At 42.3% G+C, this 24642-nt stretch carries 19 protein-coding genes; 10 read left to right on the plus strand and 9 right to left on the minus strand.

What is annotated here, in order from left to right:
• The first annotated feature begins 411 nt into the window (after window positions 1-411).
• From FTU98_RS03975 to FTU98_RS03990, 4 genes are all read left to right on the plus strand, one after another.
• Entirely contained in the window at window positions 412-1335 is a 924-nt protein-coding gene (locus FTU98_RS03975; protein WP_179990627.1) for a VacJ family lipoprotein, read from the plus strand.
• 101 nt (window positions 1336-1436) lie between these two features.
• Window positions 1437-2405: an RsbU family protein phosphatase GigA gene (gene gigA, locus FTU98_RS03980; RefSeq protein WP_096902424.1), complete on the plus strand. Its 969-nt coding sequence runs from the start codon at window positions 1437-1439 to the stop codon at window positions 2403-2405.
• Window positions 2406-2518: 113 nt separating this feature from the next.
• The gene (gigB, locus tag FTU98_RS03985; protein ID WP_004975187.1) at window positions 2519-3046 is read left to right on the plus strand and encodes an anti-anti-sigma factor GigB; all 528 of its coding nucleotides are present in this window, start codon (window positions 2519-2521) and stop codon (window positions 3044-3046) included.
• A gap of 21 nt (window positions 3047-3067) precedes the next feature.
• Complete coding sequence (locus tag FTU98_RS03990) at window positions 3068-3892, plus strand: carbon-nitrogen hydrolase family protein (RefSeq protein ID WP_004975186.1); 825 nt, start codon at window positions 3068-3070, stop codon at window positions 3890-3892.
• A gap of 80 nt (window positions 3893-3972) precedes the next feature.
• Here the strand turns inward: FTU98_RS03990 and gspE are convergent, their stop codons facing one another.
• Complete coding sequence (gspE, locus tag FTU98_RS03995; protein WP_180050468.1) at window positions 3973-5460, minus strand: type II secretion system ATPase GspE; 1488 nt, start codon at window positions 5458-5460, stop codon at window positions 3973-3975.
• Between the two features lie 102 nt (window positions 5461-5562).
• Between gspE and FTU98_RS04000 the strand changes: the two genes are divergently transcribed.
• Window positions 5563-6384: a hypothetical protein gene (locus tag FTU98_RS04000; RefSeq protein ID WP_004975182.1), complete on the plus strand. Its 822-nt coding sequence runs from the start codon at window positions 5563-5565 to the stop codon at window positions 6382-6384.
• A 9-nt stretch (window positions 6385-6393) separates the two neighbouring features.
• Entirely contained in the window at window positions 6394-7317 is a 924-nt protein-coding gene (locus FTU98_RS04005) for a mechanosensitive ion channel family protein (protein WP_096902425.1), read from the plus strand.
• 48 nt (window positions 7318-7365) lie between these two features.
• Here the strand turns inward: FTU98_RS04005 and FTU98_RS04010 are convergent, their stop codons facing one another.
• A complete protein-coding gene (locus FTU98_RS04010) occupies window positions 7366-10377 on the minus strand; it encodes a DUF2339 domain-containing protein (RefSeq protein WP_180050471.1) in 3012 nt (1003 codons plus the stop codon).
• Between the two features lie 182 nt (window positions 10378-10559).
• On the opposite strand from FTU98_RS04010, the gene polA reads away from it, so the two are divergent.
• Window positions 10560-13319: a DNA polymerase I gene (gene polA / locus FTU98_RS04015; protein ID WP_180050474.1), complete on the plus strand. Its 2760-nt coding sequence runs from the start codon at window positions 10560-10562 to the stop codon at window positions 13317-13319.
• Between the two features lie 162 nt (window positions 13320-13481).
• Here polA and FTU98_RS04020 read toward each other — a convergent pair whose 3' ends face one another.
• The 5 genes from FTU98_RS04020 to ppx are packed head-to-tail and all read right to left on the minus strand — an operon-like array spanning window position 13482 to window position 18609.
• Entirely contained in the window at window positions 13482-14051 is a 570-nt protein-coding gene (locus tag FTU98_RS04020) for a YggT family protein (RefSeq protein WP_004975174.1), read from the minus strand.
• Window positions 14052-14093: 42 nt separating this feature from the next.
• Complete coding sequence (gene proC, locus FTU98_RS04025; RefSeq protein WP_096902428.1) at window positions 14094-14921, minus strand: pyrroline-5-carboxylate reductase; 828 nt, start codon at window positions 14919-14921, stop codon at window positions 14094-14096.
• Between the two features lie 30 nt (window positions 14922-14951).
• Window positions 14952-16298: a tRNA lysidine(34) synthetase TilS gene (tilS, locus tag FTU98_RS04030; protein ID WP_179988663.1), complete on the minus strand. Its 1347-nt coding sequence runs from the start codon at window positions 16296-16298 to the stop codon at window positions 14952-14954.
• Window positions 16235-17056 carry an acetyl-CoA carboxylase carboxyltransferase subunit alpha gene (locus FTU98_RS04035; RefSeq protein WP_004975170.1) on the minus strand — a complete coding sequence of 274 codons (822 nt, stop codon included), beginning with the start codon at window positions 17054-17056 and terminating at the stop codon, window positions 16235-16237. Before FTU98_RS04035 ends, tilS begins: the two co-directional genes overlap by 64 nt.
• Before the next feature lie 32 nt (window positions 17057-17088).
• A complete protein-coding gene (gene ppx / locus FTU98_RS04040) occupies window positions 17089-18609 on the minus strand; it encodes an exopolyphosphatase (protein WP_179991361.1) in 1521 nt (506 codons plus the stop codon).
• A 271-nt stretch (window positions 18610-18880) separates the two neighbouring features.
• Between ppx and trxA the strand changes: the two genes are divergently transcribed.
• From trxA to FTU98_RS04055, 3 genes are all read left to right on the plus strand, one after another.
• Window positions 18881-19207: a thioredoxin gene (gene trxA / locus FTU98_RS04045; protein ID WP_004975164.1), complete on the plus strand. Its 327-nt coding sequence runs from the start codon at window positions 18881-18883 to the stop codon at window positions 19205-19207.
• Window positions 19208-19542: 335 nt separating this feature from the next.
• Window positions 19543-20811: a transcription termination factor Rho gene (rho, locus tag FTU98_RS04050; protein WP_004975162.1), complete on the plus strand. Its 1269-nt coding sequence runs from the start codon at window positions 19543-19545 to the stop codon at window positions 20809-20811.
• A gap of 421 nt (window positions 20812-21232) precedes the next feature.
• A complete protein-coding gene (locus FTU98_RS04055; RefSeq protein WP_131260745.1) occupies window positions 21233-21532 on the plus strand; it encodes a hypothetical protein in 300 nt (99 codons plus the stop codon).
• 371 nt (window positions 21533-21903) lie between these two features.
• Here FTU98_RS04055 and FTU98_RS04060 read toward each other — a convergent pair whose 3' ends face one another.
• Window positions 21904-22200: an integration host factor subunit alpha gene (locus FTU98_RS04060; RefSeq protein WP_004649746.1), complete on the minus strand. Its 297-nt coding sequence runs from the start codon at window positions 22198-22200 to the stop codon at window positions 21904-21906.
• Window positions 22197-24578, minus strand: a complete 2382-nt coding sequence (gene pheT, locus FTU98_RS04065) for a phenylalanine--tRNA ligase subunit beta (protein WP_180050476.1) — start codon at window positions 24576-24578, stop codon at window positions 22197-22199. The genes FTU98_RS04060 and pheT overlap by 4 nt, the downstream gene beginning before the upstream one ends.
• Window positions 24579-24642: the final 64 nt, after the last annotated feature.

Consider the following 24642-nt stretch of genomic DNA (forward strand, 5'->3'; position numbering starts at 1 on the left):
ATCCACACAAGTTGTTCTTCATAATCTCTTAATGATCTTCTCGATGCTTCGTCAGCATCAAGCTAGGTCGGCTATATTACGCTTTATTTCTAAAGTGTCAACTGGTAATTTAAATTATTTTAAACTTCCTTTCTAAAACCCAACCCAATCAATTTCAATCAAGTCATTGTTTTATCAGAAGTTTTAATCTTCATCACCGCCGATGGATGTGCATTATAGGGCAAATATTTTACCTTGCAAGACTTTTTTCAAAAGAAATATATCGGGTGTTTATTTTTTGTTCATTTTTGCTTTTTCTACACACATTTTGAGCAAATTTGCTTTAATACATCGTTTCAATTAACTGTTACTATATACCCATCGGCGATATAACAGCTTTTGCTTACTCAGATTTAAGCGCTAGGATTCTTTATGTATCAACAAAAATATCTTTGGGTGTGCCTTGTTTCTTTAGGATTCATCACCTCAACACATGCGACAACGCCTTCTACTGAAGAAGTTGCTCAAGAAGAAACTACTGAAGTTATTGCGGCAGACTCATCTTCTGAAACTAAAAGTAGTCGTTTGAATGCGCTTAAAGAATTAAAAAATGTAAAAGCCAAAGATTTAAAAGTGAATGCAAATGCTGCACAACCCGATGAAGTCAAAGACCCACTGCAACCTTTAAACCGTCAGATTTATGCATTCAACGATATGTTAGATCGTAATATCGCGCGTCCACTTGCGGTTCAATATACAAAGAAAGTCCCTGGTGAAGTGCGCGGTTCATATCGTCAATTTCGTAAAAACTTGGGTGAACCATGGAATGCGGTTAACCAATTGATTCAAGGTCGTCCTTTACGTGCCGCTAAAACTTTAGGTCGTTTTAGTTTAAATACGATTACCACTTTAGGCATGGCTGACCCTGCACGTCGTTTAGGTTTAGACACAGAAGAAGAAAATTTTGGTACAACCTTGGGCTACTACGGTGTCCCTTCAGGGCCTTATGTTATGTTACCATTTTACGGCCCAAGTACTTTCCGTGATGGTTTTGGCACACTTGTAGATGGTCAGGCGCGTCCACAAAAATACATTTTAGATGGCAATGACCGTTTATATTGGTCGGAGCAAGTTATGCGCGGCCTAGATACACGCTCGCAACTCTTGGATGTAGAACAAGTATTACAGGGCGATAAATATGCCGCGATTCGGGATATTTACTTGCAACGTAAAAACTTTGAAATTGCGGAAAAGAAAGGACTCGATGCCGACAGTATTTCGTTTGTAGATGATGAAACCGAAGAACTTTTTGATGATCAAGAAGAAATAAACCTGCCTGAAGAAAGCAAAGAATAATTTGTAAAACATTTTACTCAAGGTGAGTTTTTACTTTCCTTGAGTATTCAGGCATTGTTATAGTAACGCTTTGTTTAGGTTCAGGGTCAACACAAAACTCTATGTATTTCATTCAACCCACACGTGATATTCCATATCTAGAACAGGTGCTCGACACACTTCCTAGTGTGCAAATGATTCACATAGATGACATCAGCTTGTATGACCCAACCATTATTGCAATTGCCGATGTGCAAGATTATTTAACACATCAATGGAATTTACCCACGATTGTATTGGCCTTTGAAGATGAAGGCACAGCATTGGTGCAAGCATGGGAACAAGGCGCTTTAGCAGGTTGGTTGTGGAGTCGTTTACCAGAAAATCCACCACAAGCCTTACGCAAAATAGACGCACAATATAAACGCAATCAAGACAGCCGCGACTTACCTTCAGCTGCTGAACTACAAAAAAAATTACTGCCCAATCCTATCGAACTGTGCAACTACCGTGTAGATACGTTATTTAAGCCTTCGGCTTATTTGTCAGGCGATTGGTTTGATTACTGGAAAATCAGTGATAAAGAAATCATGTTCTATTTAGCCGATGTCTCTGGGCATGGTGTAACTAGTAGTTTACTAACGTCTTGGATGGCTGCATTTCATGGTCGCTCCAAAACACCACGCGAACTGATTAAGAAGCTGAATGGCATGTTGGTTCAAGAAAATATTGAAAAGCATATCACCATGATTAGTGGGATTTTAAATATTGAAACCCACGAACTGCGTTGGTCGAGTGCGGGGCATTATCCACCTGCCATTATTATCGAACCCAATCAAGCACCTAAAATTTTAAATACCAGTAGTTTTCCTTTGGGACTGACTGAAGATTTAGAAGTTGAGGAATTTGAGTGCGTATTAAATAAACAGGCGCGGTTTATTATCTGCTCCGATGGTGCGTTAGAACCTTATAGTGGTGGTTTGAATGAACAGTTTGAACAATTGGTCTTTCACTTGCAAAATCAATCATTCCAAGCCCCCGATCATGTAGCAGATGATATTGCGATCTTGAGTTTGTGTCGAACAAAATAACCAATAAATCAGCCAGTTAACTTCTCAACCCAAGATATACGACTGTAAGCCACTTGAGTCTATATAGTCGCTATGGGATAATTATCTAATCCTTCTCTGCAAATGGCATTTATATGTCAACAGGTCATGTTGAATATGCAAGTTTGAATGGAACGCATATCTTTAAGCTTTTTGGCGAAGTGCGTGCCCAATCTTGTATTAGTCTAGACAAACTACTCAGTAAAATTGAACAGCAATCTAATGTGGTGGGTGCAATTGTAGATTTAACCCAAACTACATTTATTGACAGTACAGTTTTAGGTGTATTGGCTAAGCTAGGCTTAAAACTGAAACAAATCCATAACATTCAAGCAGTTATGCTATCTACTAATCCAGACATTACTACGCTCGCCAATAGCATGGGCTTAGGACAGGTGTTTGTGATTTTAAATTACTGTGGTGACCCAACTGTCTGCACGCGTGAGCTGGTAGAAGAACACGTCACGCATAGCAATATGCTCACTACGGTATTAGATGCCCATAAAACCCTCATGAAGCTGAATGAAAACAACCAAAATATGTTCGAACCTTTGGTGAAACAGCTACAAAAAGAACAAGATAATCTCGATCAATGTGCTGAGCAAAATCAGCAGAACGCTTGATCTTCACTCAGGAATGCTTTGATGACTTTACTTTCTGTTGCTCAAATGAACTCACAAAATGATATTGAGGAAAACTTCAAAATCATTGAAACATTGATTCAACAAAGTAAAGCCGATGGTGCAGAACTGATCGTTTTTCCAGAAAACTTTGTTTGCTTTGCAGCAGGCAAACAATGCGAAACCGCGGCACAGTTTGAAAGTATTCAACAGCGTTTGGAACAGCTTGCACATCAATATCAAATCTGGATTGTGGCGGGTACATTGCCCTGCCCATATCGCCCTGATGGTTCAACAATTGCAGATGGTCGTGTGCGTACGGTCAGTTTATGTATTAGCCCAGAAAAAACTGAAGCACGTTATGACAAAATTCATTTGTTTGATGTGCAAGTTGGTGACTCTGTTGGTGGTTATCAGGAATCTAAGTTTTTTGAACCCGGCTCTGAAGTCGTTGTGGCGAAAACACCGTTTGGCAACATTGGCTTAATGGTGTGTTATGACTTGCGCTTTCCTGAATTGGCCTTAACTTTACGTGCGCAAGGCGCCAATATTTTAACTGCGCCATCGGCTTTTACTTACACCACAGGTCAAATGCATTGGCAATTGCTCTTGCAGGCGCGTGGCATGGACAGTCAATGTCAGGTTTTAGGTGCAGCCCAACAAGGTTGGCATGGTGAAAAACGTCAGACTTGGGGACATTCAGGCGCTGCCAATTCACGCGGACAGTTATTGTCAATGGTGCAAGACGAAGGTACGCAACTGATTACAGTGCCCTTTGATTTAGATGAACAAAGCAAAATTCGAGAGTCGATGCCGTTAATGCAGCATCGTCGTTTATTGCAATTTTAAAATTGAATTTCAATAAAAAGGGTTGATCAACAATATAGTGATCAACTCTTTGTATTTCTTATCTTAACCTTACTTTTTAGCTATTCAGCCGCTTCATTGGTCACGCGCAGCACTTCTTCCAAAGTGGTTTTACCTGCCAATACCTTACGCAATCCATCTTCACGAATCGAACTTGATTGCTGTCGTGCATAATCTTCCAGTTCATATTCCGCGGCATTGCCATGAATCAAACGGCGCATTGCTTCATCCACAGGGACAATTTCATAAATTGCAGTCCGCCCAGTAAAACCTGTATGTGAGCAATGTTCACAGCCTTTCGGTTGCGGAAGTTTTAAATCGCTTGCATCGGTCACACTTTTAAAGAGTTCTTGTTCAAAGTCATCTGCAGCATGCCATGTGGCGCAGTGCGAACATAAGGTGCGCACTAAACGCTGCGCGATCACCCCAATTAATGAACTTGACAGCAAGAACGGCTCGATGCCCATATCTTTTAAACGGGTGACTGCACCAATGGCCGTATTGGTATGTAGGGTAGACAGTACCAAGTGACCAGTTAAGGAAGCCTGCACTGCAATTTCGGCGGTTTCTAAGTCACGAATCTCCCCCACCATCACCACATCTGGGTCTTGGCGCAGCATGGCTTTTAAAGCACGAGCGAAGGTCATATCCACTTTGGTATTGACCTGTGTTTGCCCAATCCCTTCAAGTTGATATTCAATCGGGTCTTCTGCAGTCAAAATATTTTTAGAACCGTCATTCAGGTCTGACAAAGCTGCATATAAGGTCGTAGTTTTACCCGAACCTGTCGGCCCTGTAACCAAAATAATCCCGTGTGGTCGATGTACCAGTTGCTTTAAGCGCTCATAATCATTTTGCATCAGCCCCAAGTGCGTCATGTTTAAACGACCTGCTTGCTTATCCAGCAAACGCATTACCACCCGCTCACCATGCGAAGATGGCAGCGTTGACACACGTACATCGACCTCACGACCTGCTAGTCTGAGCGAAATACGACCATCTTGAGGGATACGTTTTTCGGCAATATCCAGTTTTGCCATGACTTTAATACGTGACACCAATAAAGGCGCAAGTTCACGGCGCGGTTGCACGATTTCACGCAACTGACCATCGACCCGCAAACGGACTGACAGTTTTTTCTCAAAAGATTCGATATGAATATCCGATGCGCCAACCCGAATCGCTTCAGACAGTAAAGCATTGATTAAACGTACAATCGGTGCATCATCTTCCTGATCCATCAGGTCTTCTGCTTCAGGAACTGAATCTGCCAAACTAAGCAAGTCAGGGTGATCTTCCAATCCCGCAGCGACTTGCTGCGACTCGCCTGTATCACCTGCAAAACTGCTGCTTAATAATTGGTGAAATTCCTGATCGCTACAAAGTTGATGCTGTGCAGGATGCCCCAAAAAACGACGCGCCTCCTGAATGGCAAGCATCGGCGTATTTTCACGACGTACAATAAAGGCATGATCGCCCTCATAACGAATTAACACCCCATGGCGTTTGGCAAAGCTATACGGTATTTGTAATTGTTTCAGTACTTGCATCAGCGATTATAATAATGATGAAAAAATTTAATTTGAGTGTACTCTAAGCGTATGACAGCGTGAAGTCTGTTTTCGCTGATTTATCAAGAAAGGGATAGGCCATTGTCACAAAATCATGAGATTTCAGAAACTGATTCGGCTAAATTAAAATGGTGGGGTGACTATGAGTTTGAGCTCAATCGTCCTAAAACGTGGCAATTTGGCTCACTCTTAGTACGTTTGACCCGTGGTATGCAAGAATGGCGTTTGGAATATTATCGCCCGCAGGTTCAATACGATTATGAACAGCAATGGCATAACATTGATGATCCTGAATTTGCCTTTCCACAACCTGTGAAAATTGAACGCTATATGTTCAAATCTACACAAAGTAAATTACAGCTCATGCCTCGTTTGGCAGACCGTTCAGTGGTGATTAAACCTGTCGATCCAATTTATATTCCTGCGGGGCAACGCGGCACCTTGTATATCAGCACACCGTTGTGGATGTCTGCCTTTGTCGATGGTCAACGTGAACCCATTTTTGATTTGCCGATTATTCGCCCGAAAGATACTTGGTTTGGCCCCAATCATCGTACAGGTGAAATTTGCTATGCCACAGCAGTCGATGGCCGTACCGAATTACATCAATTAAAACCACGTGCATTTCGTGCCGTCACGCCGATTGAATTTCACAACACCAGCAATCAACAATTGCGTTTTGACCGAATGAATGTGCCTGTGCCTGCACTGCCTTTATTTTTCAGCGAAAGTACAGGTCGTTTATGGACTTCACAAATTAAAGTGATGCATGAAGGTTTAGACCGCCCGCCACGAATTCGGATTGAAAATCGCACCCCGCCACATGCAGGTGAAGTGACCTATTTGCAACCACCGCGTGAAACGGCAGGTGCTTTATTTAATATGTTTGATTCATTTTTCTAAGAGGATGTTATGGCAGATTCCAATATTTCCAAAGAAATCACCAACAGCCTCAAAGGAATTTTTACCAGTATCAATACAGATCGTCTGACCGAAATTTTGGTCGCAATTGTATTGTCTTTGATTGGTTTCTTAATTGCACGTTTTGTTTCCAATACTTTTGTACGCACTATTGGCGCACGTTTTAATGCGCATCAACGCTTAGTTTGGCGACGCGGGATTTTTTACTTTATTTTCCTGCTGTTTGTGATGGCGAGCCTGAAAGAAGCAGGCTTTAAACTCAGCGTGTTTTTAGGTGCAGCGGGTATTTTAACCGTGGCTTTGGGTTTTGCCTCACAAACCTCGGCATCCAATTTAATTAGTGGTATGTTCCTGATTGGCGAAGGTTCTTTTGAAGTGGGCGATACCATTCAAATCACCCTGATTCGCGGACACACCATTGAAGGTGAAGTGATCTCAATTGACTTACTTTCAGTTAAATTGCTGACCCAAGACAATATTTATGTGCGTTTACCCAATGAACAATTGATTCGTGCACCCGTGCATAACTTGTCCAAGTTTCCAATCCGACGTGTGCCCATTACCCTCGCGATTAATTTTCACGAAGATATTATTAAAGTGCGTGAAGTGTTGCTCAGTGTCGCCAATCAATATCCGCTCGTGCTGTCTGACCCTAAACCCGCGGTGACAGTTACAGCTTTCCGTGAATCTTCAATTGAATTGTTGTTTGCGGTGTGGTGTCAGCAAGAAAACTTTTTAAAGGTACGTGATGAAATGCAGGAACGTATCCGTAATGGTTTCCTAGACAACCAAATCGAAATTCCTGTACCCAAAATGGGTTTTGTTGATCATCCTTTATCGCGCCCTTTAAATAATGAAGAACTTGATCAATATGCCAATGCCCAAGCACTGAAACGAGAACCTGACTTAAAGTAATCGTTTCAGTCTTCGACACTTTGCCTCTAACTAAACTTGAGGATCTGCTCAAGCTTTGGAAGACGGCGAAGTGTTGTTTTTTGCGAGATCTGGCTCAGGAATTGGGGCGATATATGCAATCAGTAGCATACCTAAACCTGCAGCAAAGAATGACAGCACGCGCATTAAAGTTCCAATATTAGATAAATCTAAAAGCACCAATTTTAAGGTCACAATCACCAAAATACTGCTGCCTAAAATCCACAAGGCACGTAATTGTTTCAGACTGGCAATCCACATGGCGATACAAGCCAAACTCACCCAAAGCAAGGTCAAACTGAGCTGCACAGTGGCATCTTGCCAAACAGCAATTTGGTTGATTGGCGTTCCCAAATACAGATGTAAGGCACGTAATAGCACATAACTACTTAGCCACAGTAAACTCAAGACCATAATTACCGCTGCCAAGCCTTGGTCTAAATGGGTTTTGCGTTGCAGATTCAACATCCACAAAATAGCCACCAACATGGCTATACTGACCAAATCAAATGGATTCAAAATAGGCAGTACATAGCCGTAAAATGCGTGTTCAGTCAACAGTTGTGAACATAGCATCCACATCAACATGAAGATTAAATTGCTACGCGCATACCAAAATTTGCGCCAATCTGAATCCGGTTGTTGCCACCAACACCACGCCGCAAAGAGCAATGGTAAAATCACCATGCTGCTATACGGATGCTGTGGTAACAGCGTTAAACTCGCCATCGCCAAAATGGGTAACAGTCCTAAATTCAGCCATTCTTTGTCGCTGCGGACAGTCCATAAAGGACGCAACCACAACACACTGAGCACGCCTGCAAACAAGGCAAATAGCAGACGTTCAGTACCCGAAACCCAATGCACCGCTCCATCATAGCTACGGCTGAATAATAAACCTGCTGCAGTGAGCGAAACTGGCGTTAGACCTAACCATTTGGGCAATAGCCATGACCATGTCGCTTGACGAGAAAGTAGTACTTCGTTGATAAGTAAATAAATGACCACCACCGCCAAAAGCGTCTGTACGGTTGCAAGTTCTCCATCAAAGTAATCTAAACCTAACCATAGCCATAAACTGGTTGCAGACAACATCATTAAACACAGTACGCTCGTGGTTGCTGTGCTCAGTTGTTGTCTGAAAGCTGCACGGCTGTTGGAAAACACCACAACCGTGGCATAACTTAGGCTCAGTACCCAATAAATACTGCGCTCGAAATAAGGCAACTCTACTAAATAATACAGCCCAGATAAGCCCGCTACGGCAAACAAACCTAGTGCCAAATAACGGCTAATTTTAGAATATTGAATAAAGGCAAAAATAAACACAGCCACGCCTTGTAATGCCCAACCAATGACACTCCATTGTTCAGGCAGTAAAATAGGTGGAATCAACACACTAAAAATCAGCATCAAACTGAAATAACTTTGTGCAATAAATTGTGTCTGCCGATGCTGTTTGGTCAGCCAATACAAACCTGCAAAAACCACCGCAAATAACAAACTAAAGGCTGCCTGCTCTGCTGTTTCTTCAAAATACATCAGATATAAACAGGCATAACCGACAATGGGTGCGCCAAAAATCAAGGCAAGGTCTAAAATAGGTTTCAGCTGAAACGTGGCGACATCTTCCTGTGCCAAAAGCTGACTAAAGCGAAAACCCAACCAAATAAAAATAGCCGCATGCGCCAAAACTAAAAGCGTTAGCACCTGCCGTTCAAAGATATAACCATGATAAAAGGCATAGCTGCCACCCACCACAACCGTCATTAAAAACGCAATTTGATTTAAATATTTCCACGGACGTAAACTACTTAAAATGGCAACCGAAATATTAATCAGCAAATAATAGGCAATAAATTCAATGGCTGTTGCATTACGAACAGGTAAAGTAAACGGTGCGAAATACGCAATCAGCATTGCCATGAGGGCAAGTTCGACTGATTGTTGTTTTAAACTCAGCCAGAGCGTGAGCAACATCACCACAATAAAACACAGACTGGCGATAGCTAAATTTGGAATGACCAAATTGTAATAGGCAAAAAATAAGGTCAGACACAGCCCAGCCAACCCCAAACCTTGCACACCCAAAGCAAAGCTGCGATTTTTGTTGCGTAACAGATAACCGAATACTGTCACTGCTGCACTCACGCCAGCAACGAACAAAAGTTTCACTGCCAAACTAAATTGCCAATGTTCAGTAGCAAAACGTAGCAGTAACACCACGCCTATGAGTAACACTACAATTGCTGCTTTTAATACAGGATTACCATGTATCAGCCATGATTGAGCTTGTTGCAATAAACTGTTACTTGATGAGCGCGACTGAGTTGCAAAAGGTGCAACAGACCTTGAGGATTTGGCTAAATCTGGAGCTGAATATTCTTGATGTAGATACTCTTGGTCTTGATATGGATAAGAAACTTGAGCTGCTTGTTCCCGAACAGAATTCGGCTCGCTCGATAATGTGGAATCAGATTGAATAGCGATGGTTTCAGGTTGAGAAGCGGTTGATATAACACCATCATCCACATTTGCCTTAACTGATGAAAGACTTGCATCAACTTCAGATGTATTGGCTAAAATATGCTCTGCGAATTGCGTTTGAACCTTTTTCTCTTGAGCATTGGTCTTTTGAGGATAGCTCTTTTGAGCATGCGCCTGAAGCTTAGCGGCACTTTGTAATTGCTGTAATTGATACAGTCCTTGCTCCAAACGCTGCAACCATCGCAACAACATAAAAATCCATGCACTTAAAGCAATAGATGTCAGTAAATACCAATCCAGCAATATTCCTAAAAAAGCAATAAAAGCGGCGATATATAAAGGAGTTTTAGAGCTTTGGCGTTGTACTTGTGACTGTGCATCCACAACCTGTTCCAGTGAGTTCTGCACTCGTCCCACAAAAAACATCACGCTGACCACCGCAGCAACTGCACAGATATAACTCAGCATCGGCACACCGAGCCACCATGCGCCAATTGAAATTATGATTAATAGCATGAACCAAATGATTCGAATTTCATTCTGCCCTGTCTGCATTGCTCTTCATTTTATTGATATTGTCATGGCTCCGATCATACAACAGACAGCACGATTCTGAATCAGGATTCATCAGCAATTCGGTAACTGTGCGTCTGCAACACTTGCCTTAAAAATCAGTTTCTGCGACAACTGCAAAAATCACGTACAATAAACTGCTTATTTGCAGAAGGAATCAATCCATGCCACCATTTGTCTTGGTCGATGGCTCATATTTTCTATTTCGTGCCTTTCACGCACTACCACCATTAACCACGTCAACTGGTTTACATACCAATGCTATTCGTGGCGCGATCTCTGCGATTCAAAAGTTGATGCGTCGTACTCAGCCTACTCACATGGCGGTAATTTTTGATACGCCTGAGCCGACTTTCCGTCACGAACTATCGCCAATTTATAAAGGTGACCGCCCAAGTATGCCTGAGGAACTTTCTCAGCAAATTCCATACTTACATGCTTTAATTCGTGCTTTGGGTATTCCACTTTACATGCTACCAGGCGCAGAAGCCGATGATATTATTGGAACTTTAGCCAAACGTGCCGAAGCCGAAGGACAGCAAGTACTGATTTCTACGGGCGATAAAGACATGGCGCAGTTGGTGACTGAAAAAGTTACCCTTGAAGACAGCTTCAAAGAAAAGCCAATGGATATTCAGGCTGTATTTGACAAGTTTGGCGTATGGCCGCATCAAATTATTGATTATCTGACCCTCATGGGTGATGCTTCCGATGGTATTATGGGCGTGCCTGGCATTGGCGCCAAAACTGCTGCAAAACTACTGGCCGAATATGGCTCGATTGGTGCGATTTTAGAAAATGTCGATCATATTAAAGGCAAAGTCGGACAAAATATTAAAGACAATGCCGATGGCATCGCGCTAGATCATCAACTCGCCAGCATTGTTTGTGACCTTGATCTGAACTTTGGTTATGCCGATCTAAAACTACAAGACCCTAATGTTGAAGCCTTACGCAATTTATATACCGAGCTAGAATTCCGTAATCAATTACAATCGCTCGATCATCCAAATAATCCAAATAACAGCAATTATAAACAAGCTGCAAAAACAGTCGCCGCACCGACAGCCAATGAAATTGAAACTGAAGATCAAGCCACGCAAAGCAGTGTTGATGATCAACTCGGTGCAGCAACATACCACACCATTTTAGATCAGGCGCATTGGGATGCTTTGCTGCAACGCTTGCAAACTGCACAGCGTTTTGCCTTTGATACAGAAACCACCAGTCTGGATTATCGCGTTGCAGAAATTGTTGGTTTTTCTATCGCGTTCGATGCCAAAGATGCCTATTACGTACCTTTGGCGCATGATTATGAGGGCGCACCACAGCAGCTCAACCGTGATCAGGTTTTGGCACAAATCAAACCTATTTTAGAAAATAATGCGGTGGATAAAATTGGGCATCATTTAAAATATGATGCGCATGTGCTTGAAAATCACGGTATTCATTTACAAGGTTGGTATTTCGATACCATGTTGGCATCTTATGTGCTTAACTCTGTCGCAACCCGTCACGGCATGGATGATGTGGCACGCTTATATTTAAGCCACCTGACCACATCTTATGAGCAAATTGCAGGCAAAGGCGTCAAGCAAAAAACTTTCAATCAAATTGAAATTGAAACGGCTGCGCACTACGCTGCAGAAGATGCGCATGTTACGTATCGTTTATATGAAGTGCTGTCTGCGAAGCTACAAAAGCATCCTGAATTGGTCAATATTTTGCACAACATCGAAATGCCTGTGGCGCGTGTGCTGACCAGTATGGAAGAAAATGGCATTCAGCTTGATCTGAAATTTTTAGATCAATTGGGTGTCGATTTTTCCCAAACCATGCAAGATTTGGAAAACCAAATTGTAGAATTGGCAGGTGAAAACTTTAATGTCAGCTCACCGAAACAAGTGGGCGAAATCCTGTTTGATAAACTCGGACTCAAAGGCGGCAAGAAAACCGCAACAGGTCAATACAGTACCAGTGAAAGTGTTTTGGAAAAAATTGAGCATCCGATCAGTAGTTTAATTTTAGACTACCGTGGTTTATCTAAACTCAAAAGCACCTATACCGATGGCTTACTGAAACAAGCCAACAACGATACGCATCGAGTGCATACCAGTTATCACCAAGCTTTGACTGCAACAGGGCGTTTATCTTCTACTGATCCAAACTTACAAAACATTCCAATTCGTACCGAAATTGGTCGTCAAATTCGTAAAGCCTTTGTCGCACCTGAAGGTCGCGTATTGTTGGCAGCCGACTACTCGCAAATCGAATTGCGTTTAATGGCACATTTTTCACAAGATGATGCCCTACTCGATGCCTTTAACCATGGACAAGACGTGCACCGCCGTACTGCGGCAGAAGTCTTGGGTATTGCCTTAGAAGACGTAACCTCAGATCAGCGTCGTCAGGCCAAAGCTGTAAACTTCGGTCTGCTCTACGGCATGTCGGAATTTGGCTTAATTCGTCAGCTTGGGTTTACCCGTGAAGAATCACAAAACTACATCAAGCAATACTTCCAGCGTTATCCGGGCATTTATGAATATATGCAACGTACCCGCCAAGTCGCGCTAGAACAAGGTTTTGTAGAAACTATTTTAGGTCGTCACCTCTATACGCCAGATATTGCTGCACGTAATATGATGGTACGTAAAGCGGCAGAACGTGCGGCAATTAACGCGCCATTACAAGGCTCTGCAGCTGATATTATTAAAATGGCGATGATTGAAGTCGACAAAATGTTACCGCAAGCGCAAGCCAAAATGTTGCTGCAAGTACACGATGAATTGGTATTTGAAGTCGATGCAGATGCGGCAGATGAACTCGCGCCGAAGTTGGCAGAAGTCATGCAATCTGTGGTGGAAATTTCTGTACCATTGGTGGTGGAAGTCGGAAAAGGCAATAACTGGGATGAAGCGCACTAAAGTCGTTGCGCTCTCTTTTTTCAGCACCTTCCTTCGCCTAGAAGGAGGTCAGGATGCAGGTTATTTGTATTTCTGAAGACTCATTAAGGTCGTCAGCCCAAACTTAAACTACAAAAAAAGGACTCGATTTGAGTCCTTTTTAATGTTTTAGGATAATGCGACTTATAAGCCAGTCAGCAATACAATCGCTACCTGATTCATAATAATTTCAGCGATATATAAAGCCAAAAATGCAATAATTGGCGACAAATCAATCATGCCCATGTTCGGCAATAAACGACGAAATGGTGCTAATAACGGCTCTGCCAACTCTTGAATCACCTCAATATACGGGCCACGAGATTGAGTAAACATCACCACCCAACTCAAAATAATGGTGGCAAAAATCAAATAACGACAGAAACGGATTAAATCCTGAATCATGGTCACAAAAGTCAGAATCAGTAAGTGAATTGGACTATTCGGCATCGCACCATTGAGATACATAACACCAAAAATTTTGAGTAGATACAACACCACCAACAAAGCCAAGGCTGCAGAGTTAACTCGACCTTTGCCAACCGTTGGAAAAATACGTCCAAATACATCTACAATTTTGGTGGCTTTAATGGTTGAAAGCACCACAGGGTTATAAGGACTCACCGCTGCCAATTGCATTAAGAAACGGAAGAATACGAGCAAAATCGCTACGTTAATGATAATGCCAAAAATTAGCGCAGAATTTGCACCCATACTTAAACTTTCCTAAAATTTAAATTCATTGTTTTTCAATAATTAAATACTATCACTCAACTCTTGCGCTAATTCTTGACTACGCGTTTTAGCAGCAGCCAATGCCGCCTGAATATTTTGTGAAATTTGCGCATGATCAAACACTTCAATTGCCGCTTGGGTCGTGCCATTTGGTGAAGTTACATTTTTGCGTAATTCTGCAGGTGTATTCGAGCTGGTAATTGCCATTTGTGCTGCACCCAAAGCAGTTTGTAACGTCAGTGCTGTCGCCACTTTTTCATCTAAACCTAAGTTCTTGCCTGCACGAATCATACTTTCCATCAAATAGAAGAAATATGCTGGCCCTGAACCAGATACTGCAGTCACAGCATCAATTTGCGCCTCAGAGTTTACCCAAATAGTTAAACCTGTCGCTGCCAAAACCTGACTTGCCAATTCACGGTCAGTGCTATTGACCTGTTCGGTTGCATACAAACCATGTGCACCTGTTTGCACCAAAGCAGGCGTATTTGGCATTACCCGCACTACACGTTCTGTACGTAATAACTCAGAAATCGTGGCAATTTCTGCGCCCGCAACAATCGAAATCACCAGCTTATCTTCAAACTGACCGTGCAATGGACGCAATACTTGTGCCAAAACCTGTGGTTTGACTGCAAATACCACAATATCTGCATCTGCAATCGCGGCCAAATTATCCTCAGTGACATGCACATCTTTTTCTTTTAATAATTCACGCACTTGTTCTACAGGGTCTGAAACTGTAATACGGGTTGGCGGCAAACCTCTGGCAATCAAACCACCAATCAAGGCTTGCGCCATGTTGCCACCGCCAATGAAACTAATATTACAATTCAATACTGCACTCATGATTCACGCTCTTCGTTGAGTTCTTTGTCGTTAAGAGACTAAATTCGGTTGCCATCCATCTGCGACACAATAGTCCGACTGTGCAAGCCAAAAGCCTTTGGGGCTAAAAACGCCTAGCATAACATTATCTAGGCTTAATATTTGAATTGTATGACGCGTCCACGGAAAAATTTGTGCTTCCTGAATGGCTTTTTTCAGTGGCCATGTGCCCACCCGACCATACAAATGAATTTTTTCACCACCCAAACGTGGCCGTAAAGTTAACGGACGATTCAGCAAAGTTGCAGATAAACCGACTTTGGCTTGTTGCAGTTGATAACAGCCAGACCACACTTGAAAAGTCTGATCTGCCTGCAAACATAACACTTGTTCTTCTGCCTCAAAATGTTCTGCAGCTAAATACTCCGCTTTCGGCAAACGAAATAATTGTTGCTGATAACGCAGATAATAATAATCCTGACAATGTAATGCCGCTTGTGCATCGGCTTTGGCTTGAATCACCTCACGTTGCAAGCGTTCGACCATATCAAAACTTGGGCGATATTGTGCCTGTCCTTTCATCCATGCCGATAATAGCTGACGTTGCCGTGACAAAGACAATTGTTGTAACTGAATTAAATTCAACTGCGAGTCTGTGCCACATGCAGCTAAATCCTGCGCCAAAACTTCTGCCAAAATGTTTTCAGTATCTTGCATCAAGTTTGCAGTACGCGTCACAGCTTGCTGCATTTTAGGAAAACGCTGTTGCACGACAGGCCACAATATTTCTCTTGCCCAAGCTCGGTCATAATGCACATCCTGATTGCTTGGGTCTTGCACATAATCGAGCTTTAATTCAGCACTCCATTGGCAAATCTGCTCACGCGAAATATCCAATAACGGACGCCAAATACTGATGTCATCACGCACATCGACAGCTTGCATGGCAGCAAGTCCTTGCACACCTGCGCCTGAAAACAAACGCAGCAATACGGTTTCTGCCTGATCTTGCTGATGATGCGCCAATACTAGAACTTCGTTGCTATCTAAGTGCTGCATATAGGCCTGATAACGCGCCTGACGTGCCTGATTTTCTAAATTACCCTCAGACACACTGACTTTTTGCAGCACACACGGCACATTTAAATTTTGGCAGGTGGCTTGCACCAATGTGCCCCACGCTGCGCTTGGACTTTGCAATTGGTGATCAATATAAATCGCGCGTACTTTTTCAGGGCACAAAAACGACAAAAGATGCAGTAGCAGCATGGAATCCATGCCGCCACTACATCCGATTAAAAATTTTGTCTGTGCAGGAAAAGCCTGTAATTGACTTAAGACGCTAGACCTAAATTGTCGCTGCCAAACTTCATTAAACGCTGGTAACGTTCTTCGCATCGTTGTGTTGCATCCATCGCTTGCAATTCATCCAAAGCTTCTTTTAACACATTTTTCAGACTGTGCATGACTTGTTCAGGGTTTAAATGCGCACCCTCACCTTCATCAACCACATATTCTACAATACCAATCTTTTGCAGTTTTTCTGCAGTCAATGCCAATGCTTCACTGGCTTGTTCGGCTTTTTCTGCAGTTTTCCACAGAATAGACGCACAGCCTTCTGGCGAAATAACAGAGTAAATACTGTGTGACAACATCACCACACGGTCAGCCACACCAATACCCAACGCACCGCCTGAACCACCTTCGCCCAATACTGTAGCAATTACAGGTACTTTTAAGTTCGACAGTTGTGCCAAGCTGGTCGCAATCGCTTCTGCCTGACCACGTTCCTCTGCACCTACACCTGGGTATGCACCCATCGTATCAACAAAAGTGAAAACTGGCAGATTAAAACGCTCTGCCATATCCATAAGACGCTGTGCCTTACGGTAGCCTTCTGGATTACACATCCCGAAGTTGTGTTGTAATTTTTCGCGGGTACTGCGACCACGATGTTGACCTATCACCATGACAGGCTGACCATCAAAGCGTGCCAATCCACCGATCATTGCACCATCATCACCAAATAAACGATCGCCATGTAAGGCATCAAATTCAGTGAAAATTTCACCCACATAGTCTAGAAATTGCGGACGTTCAGGATGACGTGCAATTTGCACGGTTTTCCATGCTTTAGATTGAGCAGCTTTTTTCATAAGTCGACTGTTATCCCTAAATTAACCAAATCTTAATCGACAAATTGTTCCGACTGAATATTCAATTCAATGTCCCAATTCTTGAATTGCACTTGTTCATCGTGCAATTCAGCGACAAGCAATGGCCATTGTTTGGCATCACCCGACACGCTGAGCTGCCATTGTTGCGCATTGCGGATGCTTAATTCAATGGCAGGAAGCATCGCATCGCTACGACTTGCGTTGACCAAAACTGCAAGGCGAAGCAACAAACTTAAGTAAACAATTTTATTGCCACCCGCTTTCAGTGCTTCTGTTTTCGGGTCTTGGCGCAACTTTCGACGATGGTTGCCGACCAAATGCGAGAGATAGTTTTGGTCAATTTGTGAGAAACCGGGAATGTCCGAATGTTGCAATAAATATGCACCGTGACGATGATAACTGCTGTGACTGATGGCTAAACCAATTTCATGTAGGTACGCAGCACGACGCAATAAGTCACTATCTTCGTTATTTAATTTTAATGATTCTGCCACGCTGTCAAATAAATGTTGCGCAGTTTTCACCACACGTCCAGCCTGTTTCGGGTCTGAGTTATAACGCCCCATCAAGGCCTGTACACTGCGATCACGAATGTCTTCATGCTGGAAACGTCCCAACAAGTCATACATTACGCCTTCACGCAAAGCCCCATCGGAATACACCAGTTTATCGATATCTAATACATCAAATACCGCATATAAAATTGCCAAACCTGCTGGCAAAACTGCTCGACGGTCTTCTTTTAGACCATCAAATTCCATTTCTGATACGTGTTTAAACTTGAGCAAACGGTCTTTGAGTTTTTCTAAACCTTCACGAGTCAGATTTTCCTGCTCATTGCTCCAGCCCATATTTACCGTAATTTGACGACAGGCTTTAATGGTACCGCTCGAACCTGCAACGGTATCCCAACCTGCTTCTTTATAAGTATTGGCAATCGAATACAGTTCTTTACGCGCTGCAACCACTGCTTTTTCAAAACTGCTCTTGCTAATTTCACCATCGGCAAAATAGGCTTTGGTATAGGCCACACAGCCCATTTGTAAAGATTCGGTATGAATTGGCTCAAATTCTTCGCCAATAATCAACTCTGTCGAACCACCGCCAATGTCAATTACCAAACGACGACCACTATTTGCCATCGTGTGCGATACGCCTAAATAAATTAAACGGGCTTCTTCACGCCCTGCAATAATTTCAATAGGTTTAGGCAAAATTTCTGCGGCTTTTTGAATAAACTCATGTCCATTTTTGGCCTGACGCAATGCGTTGGTTGCCACAATACGCAAACGGTTTGACTGCACCGCAGTTAAACGTCCCACAAAACGCGCCAAACATGCCAAACCACGTTGTTGAGCAGCTTCGGTCAAATTCTTATTTTCATCTAAACCTGCGGCCAACTGTACTTTTTCTGACATTGATGCCACTTTTTTTACTTCACCATGATCCACTCGAGCAATCGCCAAGTGGAAACTATTCGACCCCATATCGATGGCTGCGAGTAACTCTTCATCAATTAAAAAATCAGACATTCTTCAAACAAACCTAGACAGAATTGTGCCTAGAGTAATTCACATACACCTAATTTAAAAGCCATTTATCAGCACAATTTGACGACTATTTAAATTTTCCGCATATATGACAATTGTGTTACAGAATTAGCATTTTCGTTTAGCGTTATCGTCACGATCAATTAGACAAATTTGTATTTTGAGTGGAAAATCCACAGATTCCCCTACTTTGTTCAAGATGGCTATGTAATACTAACTAAAGCTATCTTAAAAATTATTTGGAGCGTAATCCATGTCTGGCAACATCGTAAACACCACTGATGCAAACTTCGAAGCAGATGTTCTTCAATCAGATACTCCTGTATTGGTTGACTTCTGGGCTGGCTGGTGTGCGCCATGTAAAGCAATTGCACCTGTACTTGAAGTACTTGCAGACGAATACCAAGGCAAAGTTAAAATTGTAAAAGTTGATGTAACTTCTTGCGAACAAACTGCAGTGAACTACAACATCCGCAATATTCCAGCATTATTGATGTTCAAAAATGGTGAAGTGGTTGCACAGCAAGTCGGTGCAGCACCTAAATCTAAATTGACTGCATTTATTGACGAAAATATCTAAGTCGATTGATCCATCGTCTATTTATAGAGATGATGAAAAAAATACGCCACGCATTGGCGTATTTTTTTTGCCTACAAATTGACAAGTAGACGTTTCTCTCTTATATTGCATGCTCAGGAAACGCAGGATCTTTCATCCTCTTTCTGAAAAGACACAACACAAAAATGCCGCTCGGCAACAGAAATTGTTTTTCACATTTTTCAATCAAACAATGAATCAGTGCTCTGAATCGTTATTGTGCAAATACAATTGCTTTCATTTTATTGTATGAATGCGGCTAAATGTTGCTCCCTCTCTAACCTGTACCCCAGAATTTTAATTCTATCAGAACCTCTATGAATTTAACCGAACTCAAGAAAAAACCGATTGGCGAACTCATCAAGATTGCCGAGTTTATGGGCCTTGAAGGAATGGCGCGTAACCGCAAGCAAGACATTATTTTTGCCATCTTAAAGCGCCATGCCATGAATGGTGAAGAGATTTTTGGTGATGGCGTTCTAGAAATTCTCTCTGATGGTTTTGGTTTCTTACGCTCAGCTGCAGGTTCATACCTTGCTGGCCCAGATGATATTTATGTCAGCCCTTCGCAAATTCGTCGCTTTAACCTGCGCACGGGTGACACCATTACAGGTACGATTCGTCCACCAAAAGAAGGCGAACGTTATTTTGCTTTGCTCAAAGTCAATCAAATTAACTATGACACCCCTGAAAATTCACGTAATAAAATCTTATTTGAAAACTTAACCCCGCTTTTCCCAACAGAACAGTTGGTGATGGAGTTAGGTAATGGAACAACTGAAGACTTAACTGCACGTGTGGTAGATTTGGTTGCGCCAATTGGTAAAGGTCAGCGTTCAATTATTGTGGCTCCGCCTAAAGCGGGTAAAACCATGTTGCTACAAAACATCGCTCAGTCGATTGTTCGTAACAACCCAGAAGTGTTCTTGATTGTACTTCTCATTGATGAACGCCCTGAAGAAGTGACTGAAATGGAACGCACCGTGCGCGGTGAAGTGATTGCATCAACATTTGATGAGTCACCTGCTCGTCACGTTCAAGTTGCAGAAATGGTCATTGAAAAAGCCAAGCGTTTAGTTGAACATAAAAAAGACGTGGTGATTTTACTGGATTCGATTACCCGTTTGGCACGCGCCTACAACACTGTCGTACCTTCTTCAGGCAAGGTTTTAACAGGTGGTGTTGATGCGCACGCTTTAGAACGTCCAAAACGCTTCTTTGGTGCTGCACGTAATATTGAAGAAGGTGGTTCACTCACCATTATTTCGACTGCACTGATTGAAACTGGCAGTAAAATGGATGAAGTGATTTACGAAGAGTTTAAAGGTACAGGCAACCAAGAGATTACCTTAGACCGTCGTATTGCAGAAAAACGTGTTTTCCCTGCCATGAACATCAAAAAATCAGGTACACGTCGTGAAGAGCGCTTAATGAGTGAAGATAATTTGCGTAAAGTTTGGATTTTGCGTAAATTGTTACACACTCAAGATGAATTGGCAGCAATGGAATTCTTGCTTGATCGCATGAAAGAAACCAAAACTAATGACGACTTCTTTGATCAAATGAAACGTAAAGCAGCCAATTAAACGGCTATAAATATTAGAACACCTAAAAAAGTCATCTTAAAACGATGGCTTTTTTATTTGGTTGACAAAATTTACATAAAGACACAATTGCACGCGGTATATGTAAACTTATTTTTAAGTAAATGATTATAAAAAAATATTTAGTAAAAACCTTTTAGTTTTTAGCCAGTTACCGTGCAACTCTCCAATCTAAAATGCCAAATTAATTGTTATTTTCTGTTAAAAAAGCACGTATTTTTCGCGTTTTTTTGCCTTTTTTTCAATCAACCTAGTAGCAATTCAAAAAGCGCAGTGATAGCATATTCGCAGACCAGTTAGACTGCGCCTGCGTTGTTAGTGCCTAACAAAATTTAGGAATAATAAAAGCATACAACAGACTAACGTCGGTTTTTTTTAATCTCATATTTTAGAGAGTGATGCCATGTTATTCAAAAAAATCGCTATTGCTGCTGCAGTTGCTACTACTTTAGCTTTCGTTGGTTGTGCTAAAAAAACTGAAGAAGCTGCTGCTGACGCTAACGCTGCTGCATCTGAAGCTGTTGTAGCTGCATCTGAAGCTGAAGCTGCTGCTGACGCTGCTGCTGTAGAAGTTGCTTCTGGCGCTGAAGCTGCTGTAGACGCTGCTACTGATGCTGCTGACACTGCTGCTGCTGCTGCAACTGACGCTGCTGATGCTGCTGTAGACGCTGCTGCTGCTGCTTCTGAAGCTGCTGCTCAATAATCGATACGATTATGCAGTACAAAAAGAGAGCCGATGGCTCTCTTTTTTATTTCTGAATATTTTGTCTAAAATTTATTTTACTCAGCACAATATCTCCAAATCGCTCAATCCATCTTTTTCAAGTAGATGATTCAGCATATAAAAGCATTTAACCAAAACACTTAACCCCATTCGGCATTTATTTCGATATAACCTTTTGGTTTCTCATCTCCACGCTCAATTCTTAGGTAGCGTCTTGTTCAGCTCTACAGTGTTTTCATTCATATCCATAGTTTGATTCAAGTCTCTCAATTGCAAGATCAATCACTATGTCTTGCTAAATCACAGCGTCTTTCTAAAATCTCTTATAAAAAGCATAAAAAAAAAGCAGATCAATCGATCTGCTCATTTCCCACACGCTGGCGGAATTTCTGCCCTGCGCGGAATGTGACTACACGGCGGGCTGAAATTGGAATTTCTTCGCCTGTTTTCGGGTTGCGACCAGGTCGTTGACGTTTATCACGTAACTCGAAGTTCCCAAACCCTGAAAGTTTAACTTGCTCGCCAGAGATCAGTGCTTGGCTGATCTCATCAAAAAATAACTCGACCATTTGTTTCGCTTCACGGCGGTTTAAACTCGTGAGCTCACTTAAATGATCAGCCATTTCTGCTTTTGTTAATGCTGTCATGAAGCCCTCAATGTCGCTTGGTAAGTGTTTTCCAACACTTGCAGAATGTTATCCATACCAGATTTAATTTCAGCATCTTCAAGTGTACGTGTTGGATGTTGCCATAACAGAGCAAAAGCCAAAGAACGCTTGCCTTGTTCAACACCTTGTCCAGTATACACATCGAATAACCAAGTTGAGTCTAACAGCGCTCCACCCGTTTTTTCAATAAGTTGCTGAATTTCGCTTACATTTATCTTATCACTAATTAAAAGCGCAATATCACGTCTAACCGATGGAAAACGTGATAATTCTGTAAAATTAGATACATAAGTTTGCAAAACTGCTGTTTGATCGAGTTCTGCTACCCAAGCCGTGCCTAAATCCAGCTCATCTTCTAAAGATGGATGTAAACGACCAAAGTAACCAATAGACTGACCATCTACCAAAATTTCAGCAGATTGTCCAGGATGCAACCAAGTACGCTCTGAACGAACATACTCTACCTGCACACGACCTGCAGCTAAAATTTCTTCAATATCGCCTTTAAAATCGAAGAAATCCATAGGCTGAGCTTTAGCATGCCAAGATTCTGCATGTTTAGCACCCACCGCAATCAATGCCAAAGTTGGAATTTGCTTCAAGTCATGAATGCTTGCTGCATGTTGATAATCAAAACGTAAACCCAACTCAAAGAAACGCACACGGTTTTGTTGACGATTCACGTTGTACTGAACGCATGGAATTAAGCTGGATAACAACGTTGAGCGCATTACTGCCAAATCGCTTGAAATTGGATTCGCCAATGCCAACGGATTCACTGCAGGGTTTAATTGTTTTTCCAATTTTGCATCGGCAAAGCTAAAACTAATTGCTTCTTGATAACCTAAAGTCACTGCGGTTTGACGTAATTGCGCAACTTCAAACTGATCTTGGTATTTTGCTAATTGCACATCAATCACAGGCAAACTGATTTGAATGTTGTCATAACCGTGAATACGAGCAACTTCTTCAATTAAGTCTTGGTAAATTGCCATATCAAAACGATGTGATGGTGGTATAACGCTCCACTGACCTTCAGCTTGAACAGTAACTTCGCAGCCTAAACGAGTTAAAGCATCGGCAATAAATGTAGCATCAACGTGATAACCCAAGAGCTGATCGACTTGCGCTTGATTTAACGCAATTGCTTCACGTGTTGGCAATTGTGCTGCTTGTTCTGCCACTGTAATTGGACCAAATTCGCCGCCAGCAAATTCTGCAATCAGTTGTGATGCACGGTTCATCGCCAATAATGGCAATTCAAAATCGACACCACGTTCATAACGCTGTGAGGCATCGGTATGCAAACCATAACGACGTGCACGACCTGCGATATGCAATGGTGCAAAGAAAGCGGATTCAAGGAAAATTTCTGTGGTTTCATCACTTACCGCAGAAGATAAACCACCCATGATGCCCGCCATCGCCAATACTTTTGCGTCATCGGCAATCACCATCACATCATCTTGCAGCTCAACTTCTTGCTCGTTTAACAGCACCAATTTTTCTGCTGCAGTCGCTTGACGAACTTGAATGCCACCTTGAATTTTAGCACCATCAAAAGCGTGCATTGGCTGACCCAATTCAATCAAGACATAGTTGGTAATATCAACCAAAATACTGTGCTGACGGATACCTGAACGTGCCAACGCGCGCTCCATCCACTCAGGTGTAGCGGCTTTGGTATTTACATTTTTAATCACACGACCTAAATAACGTGGGCAGCCTTCCGTCAAACTTTGTACAGTTTTTTCATCCTGAATAGTTGCCGCTACTGCCTGAATGTCAGGTGTATTCACTGGCAATTGGTTAATCACCCCAATTTCACGGGCAATACCACGAATACTGAAACAATCACCACGGTTTGGAGTAATACTGATATCAATGACATGGTCATCTAGATCAAGATATTCACGTACATTCACACCTACAGGTGCATCTGCAGGCAGTTCCAATAAACCATCAAGTTTATCTTCAAGGTCAATTTCTGATGCGCCACAGAGCATCCCTTGTGATTCCACACCACGCAGTTTGCCTTTTTTGATTTTAAAGTCGCCTGGCAATACCGCACCAATGGTTGCCACAGGTGCTTTCATACCTACACGCACGTTTGGCGCACCACACACAATCTGCAACGGCTCACCTGAACCAATATTTACCGTAGTCACACGTAAACGATCTGCATCTGGATGCTGTTCAACCGTTAAGACTTCACCCACCACAACGCCTGTAAATGGCTTTGCTGCTGGTGACATATCATCAACTTCTAAACCCAGCATCGTGAGTTGATTCGATAAAGTATCGCTGTCAATGGCTGGGTTAACCCACGTGCGTAGCCAATTTTCGCTAATTTTCATACATTCATTTCCTGAATCTCCCCTAACCCCTCTTTAACAAAGAGGGGAATTCCCACACTTCTAT

Source organism: Acinetobacter sp. YH12211 (genome assembly GCF_013418015.1).
GTDB lineage: Bacteria > Pseudomonadota > Gammaproteobacteria > Pseudomonadales > Moraxellaceae > Acinetobacter > Acinetobacter towneri.

Coding starts and splice junctions, on each gene's coding strand:
- FTU98_RS03975 (WP_179990627.1), top strand. CDS start 412: ATGTATCAACAAAAATATCTTTGGGTGTGCCTTGTTTCTTTAGGATTC.
- gigA (WP_096902424.1), top strand. CDS start 1,437: ATGTATTTCATTCAACCCACACGTGATATTCCATATCTAGAACAGGTG.
- gigB (WP_004975187.1), top strand. CDS start 2,519: ATGTCAACAGGTCATGTTGAATATGCAAGTTTGAATGGAACGCATATC.
- FTU98_RS03990 (WP_004975186.1), top strand. CDS start 3,068: ATGACTTTACTTTCTGTTGCTCAAATGAACTCACAAAATGATATTGAG.
- gspE (WP_180050468.1), bottom strand. CDS start 5,460: ATGCAAGTACTGAAACAATTACAAATACCGTATAGCTTTGCCAAACGC.
- FTU98_RS04005 (WP_096902425.1), top strand. CDS start 6,394: ATGGCAGATTCCAATATTTCCAAAGAAATCACCAACAGCCTCAAAGGA.
- FTU98_RS04010 (WP_180050471.1), bottom strand. CDS start 10,377: ATGCAGACAGGGCAGAATGAAATTCGAATCATTTGGTTCATGCTATTA.
- polA (WP_180050474.1), top strand. CDS start 10,560: ATGCCACCATTTGTCTTGGTCGATGGCTCATATTTTCTATTTCGTGCC.
- FTU98_RS04020 (WP_004975174.1), bottom strand. CDS start 14,051: ATGGGTGCAAATTCTGCGCTAATTTTTGGCATTATCATTAACGTAGCG.
- proC (WP_096902428.1), bottom strand. CDS start 14,921: ATGAGTGCAGTATTGAATTGTAATATTAGTTTCATTGGCGGTGGCAAC.
- tilS (WP_179988663.1), bottom strand. CDS start 16,298: ATGCGAAGAACGTTACCAGCGTTTAATGAAGTTTGGCAGCGACAATTT.
- FTU98_RS04035 (WP_004975170.1), bottom strand. CDS start 17,056: ATGAAAAAAGCTGCTCAATCTAAAGCATGGAAAACCGTGCAAATTGCA.
- ppx (WP_179991361.1), bottom strand. CDS start 18,609: ATGTCTGATTTTTTAATTGATGAAGAGTTACTCGCAGCCATCGATATG.
- trxA (WP_004975164.1), top strand. CDS start 18,881: ATGTCTGGCAACATCGTAAACACCACTGATGCAAACTTCGAAGCAGAT.
- rho (WP_004975162.1), top strand. CDS start 19,543: ATGAATTTAACCGAACTCAAGAAAAAACCGATTGGCGAACTCATCAAG.
- FTU98_RS04055 (WP_131260745.1), top strand. CDS start 21,233: ATGTTATTCAAAAAAATCGCTATTGCTGCTGCAGTTGCTACTACTTTA.
- FTU98_RS04060 (WP_004649746.1), bottom strand. CDS start 22,200: ATGACAGCATTAACAAAAGCAGAAATGGCTGATCATTTAAGTGAGCTC.
- pheT (WP_180050476.1), bottom strand. CDS start 24,578: ATGAAAATTAGCGAAAATTGGCTACGCACGTGGGTTAACCCAGCCATT.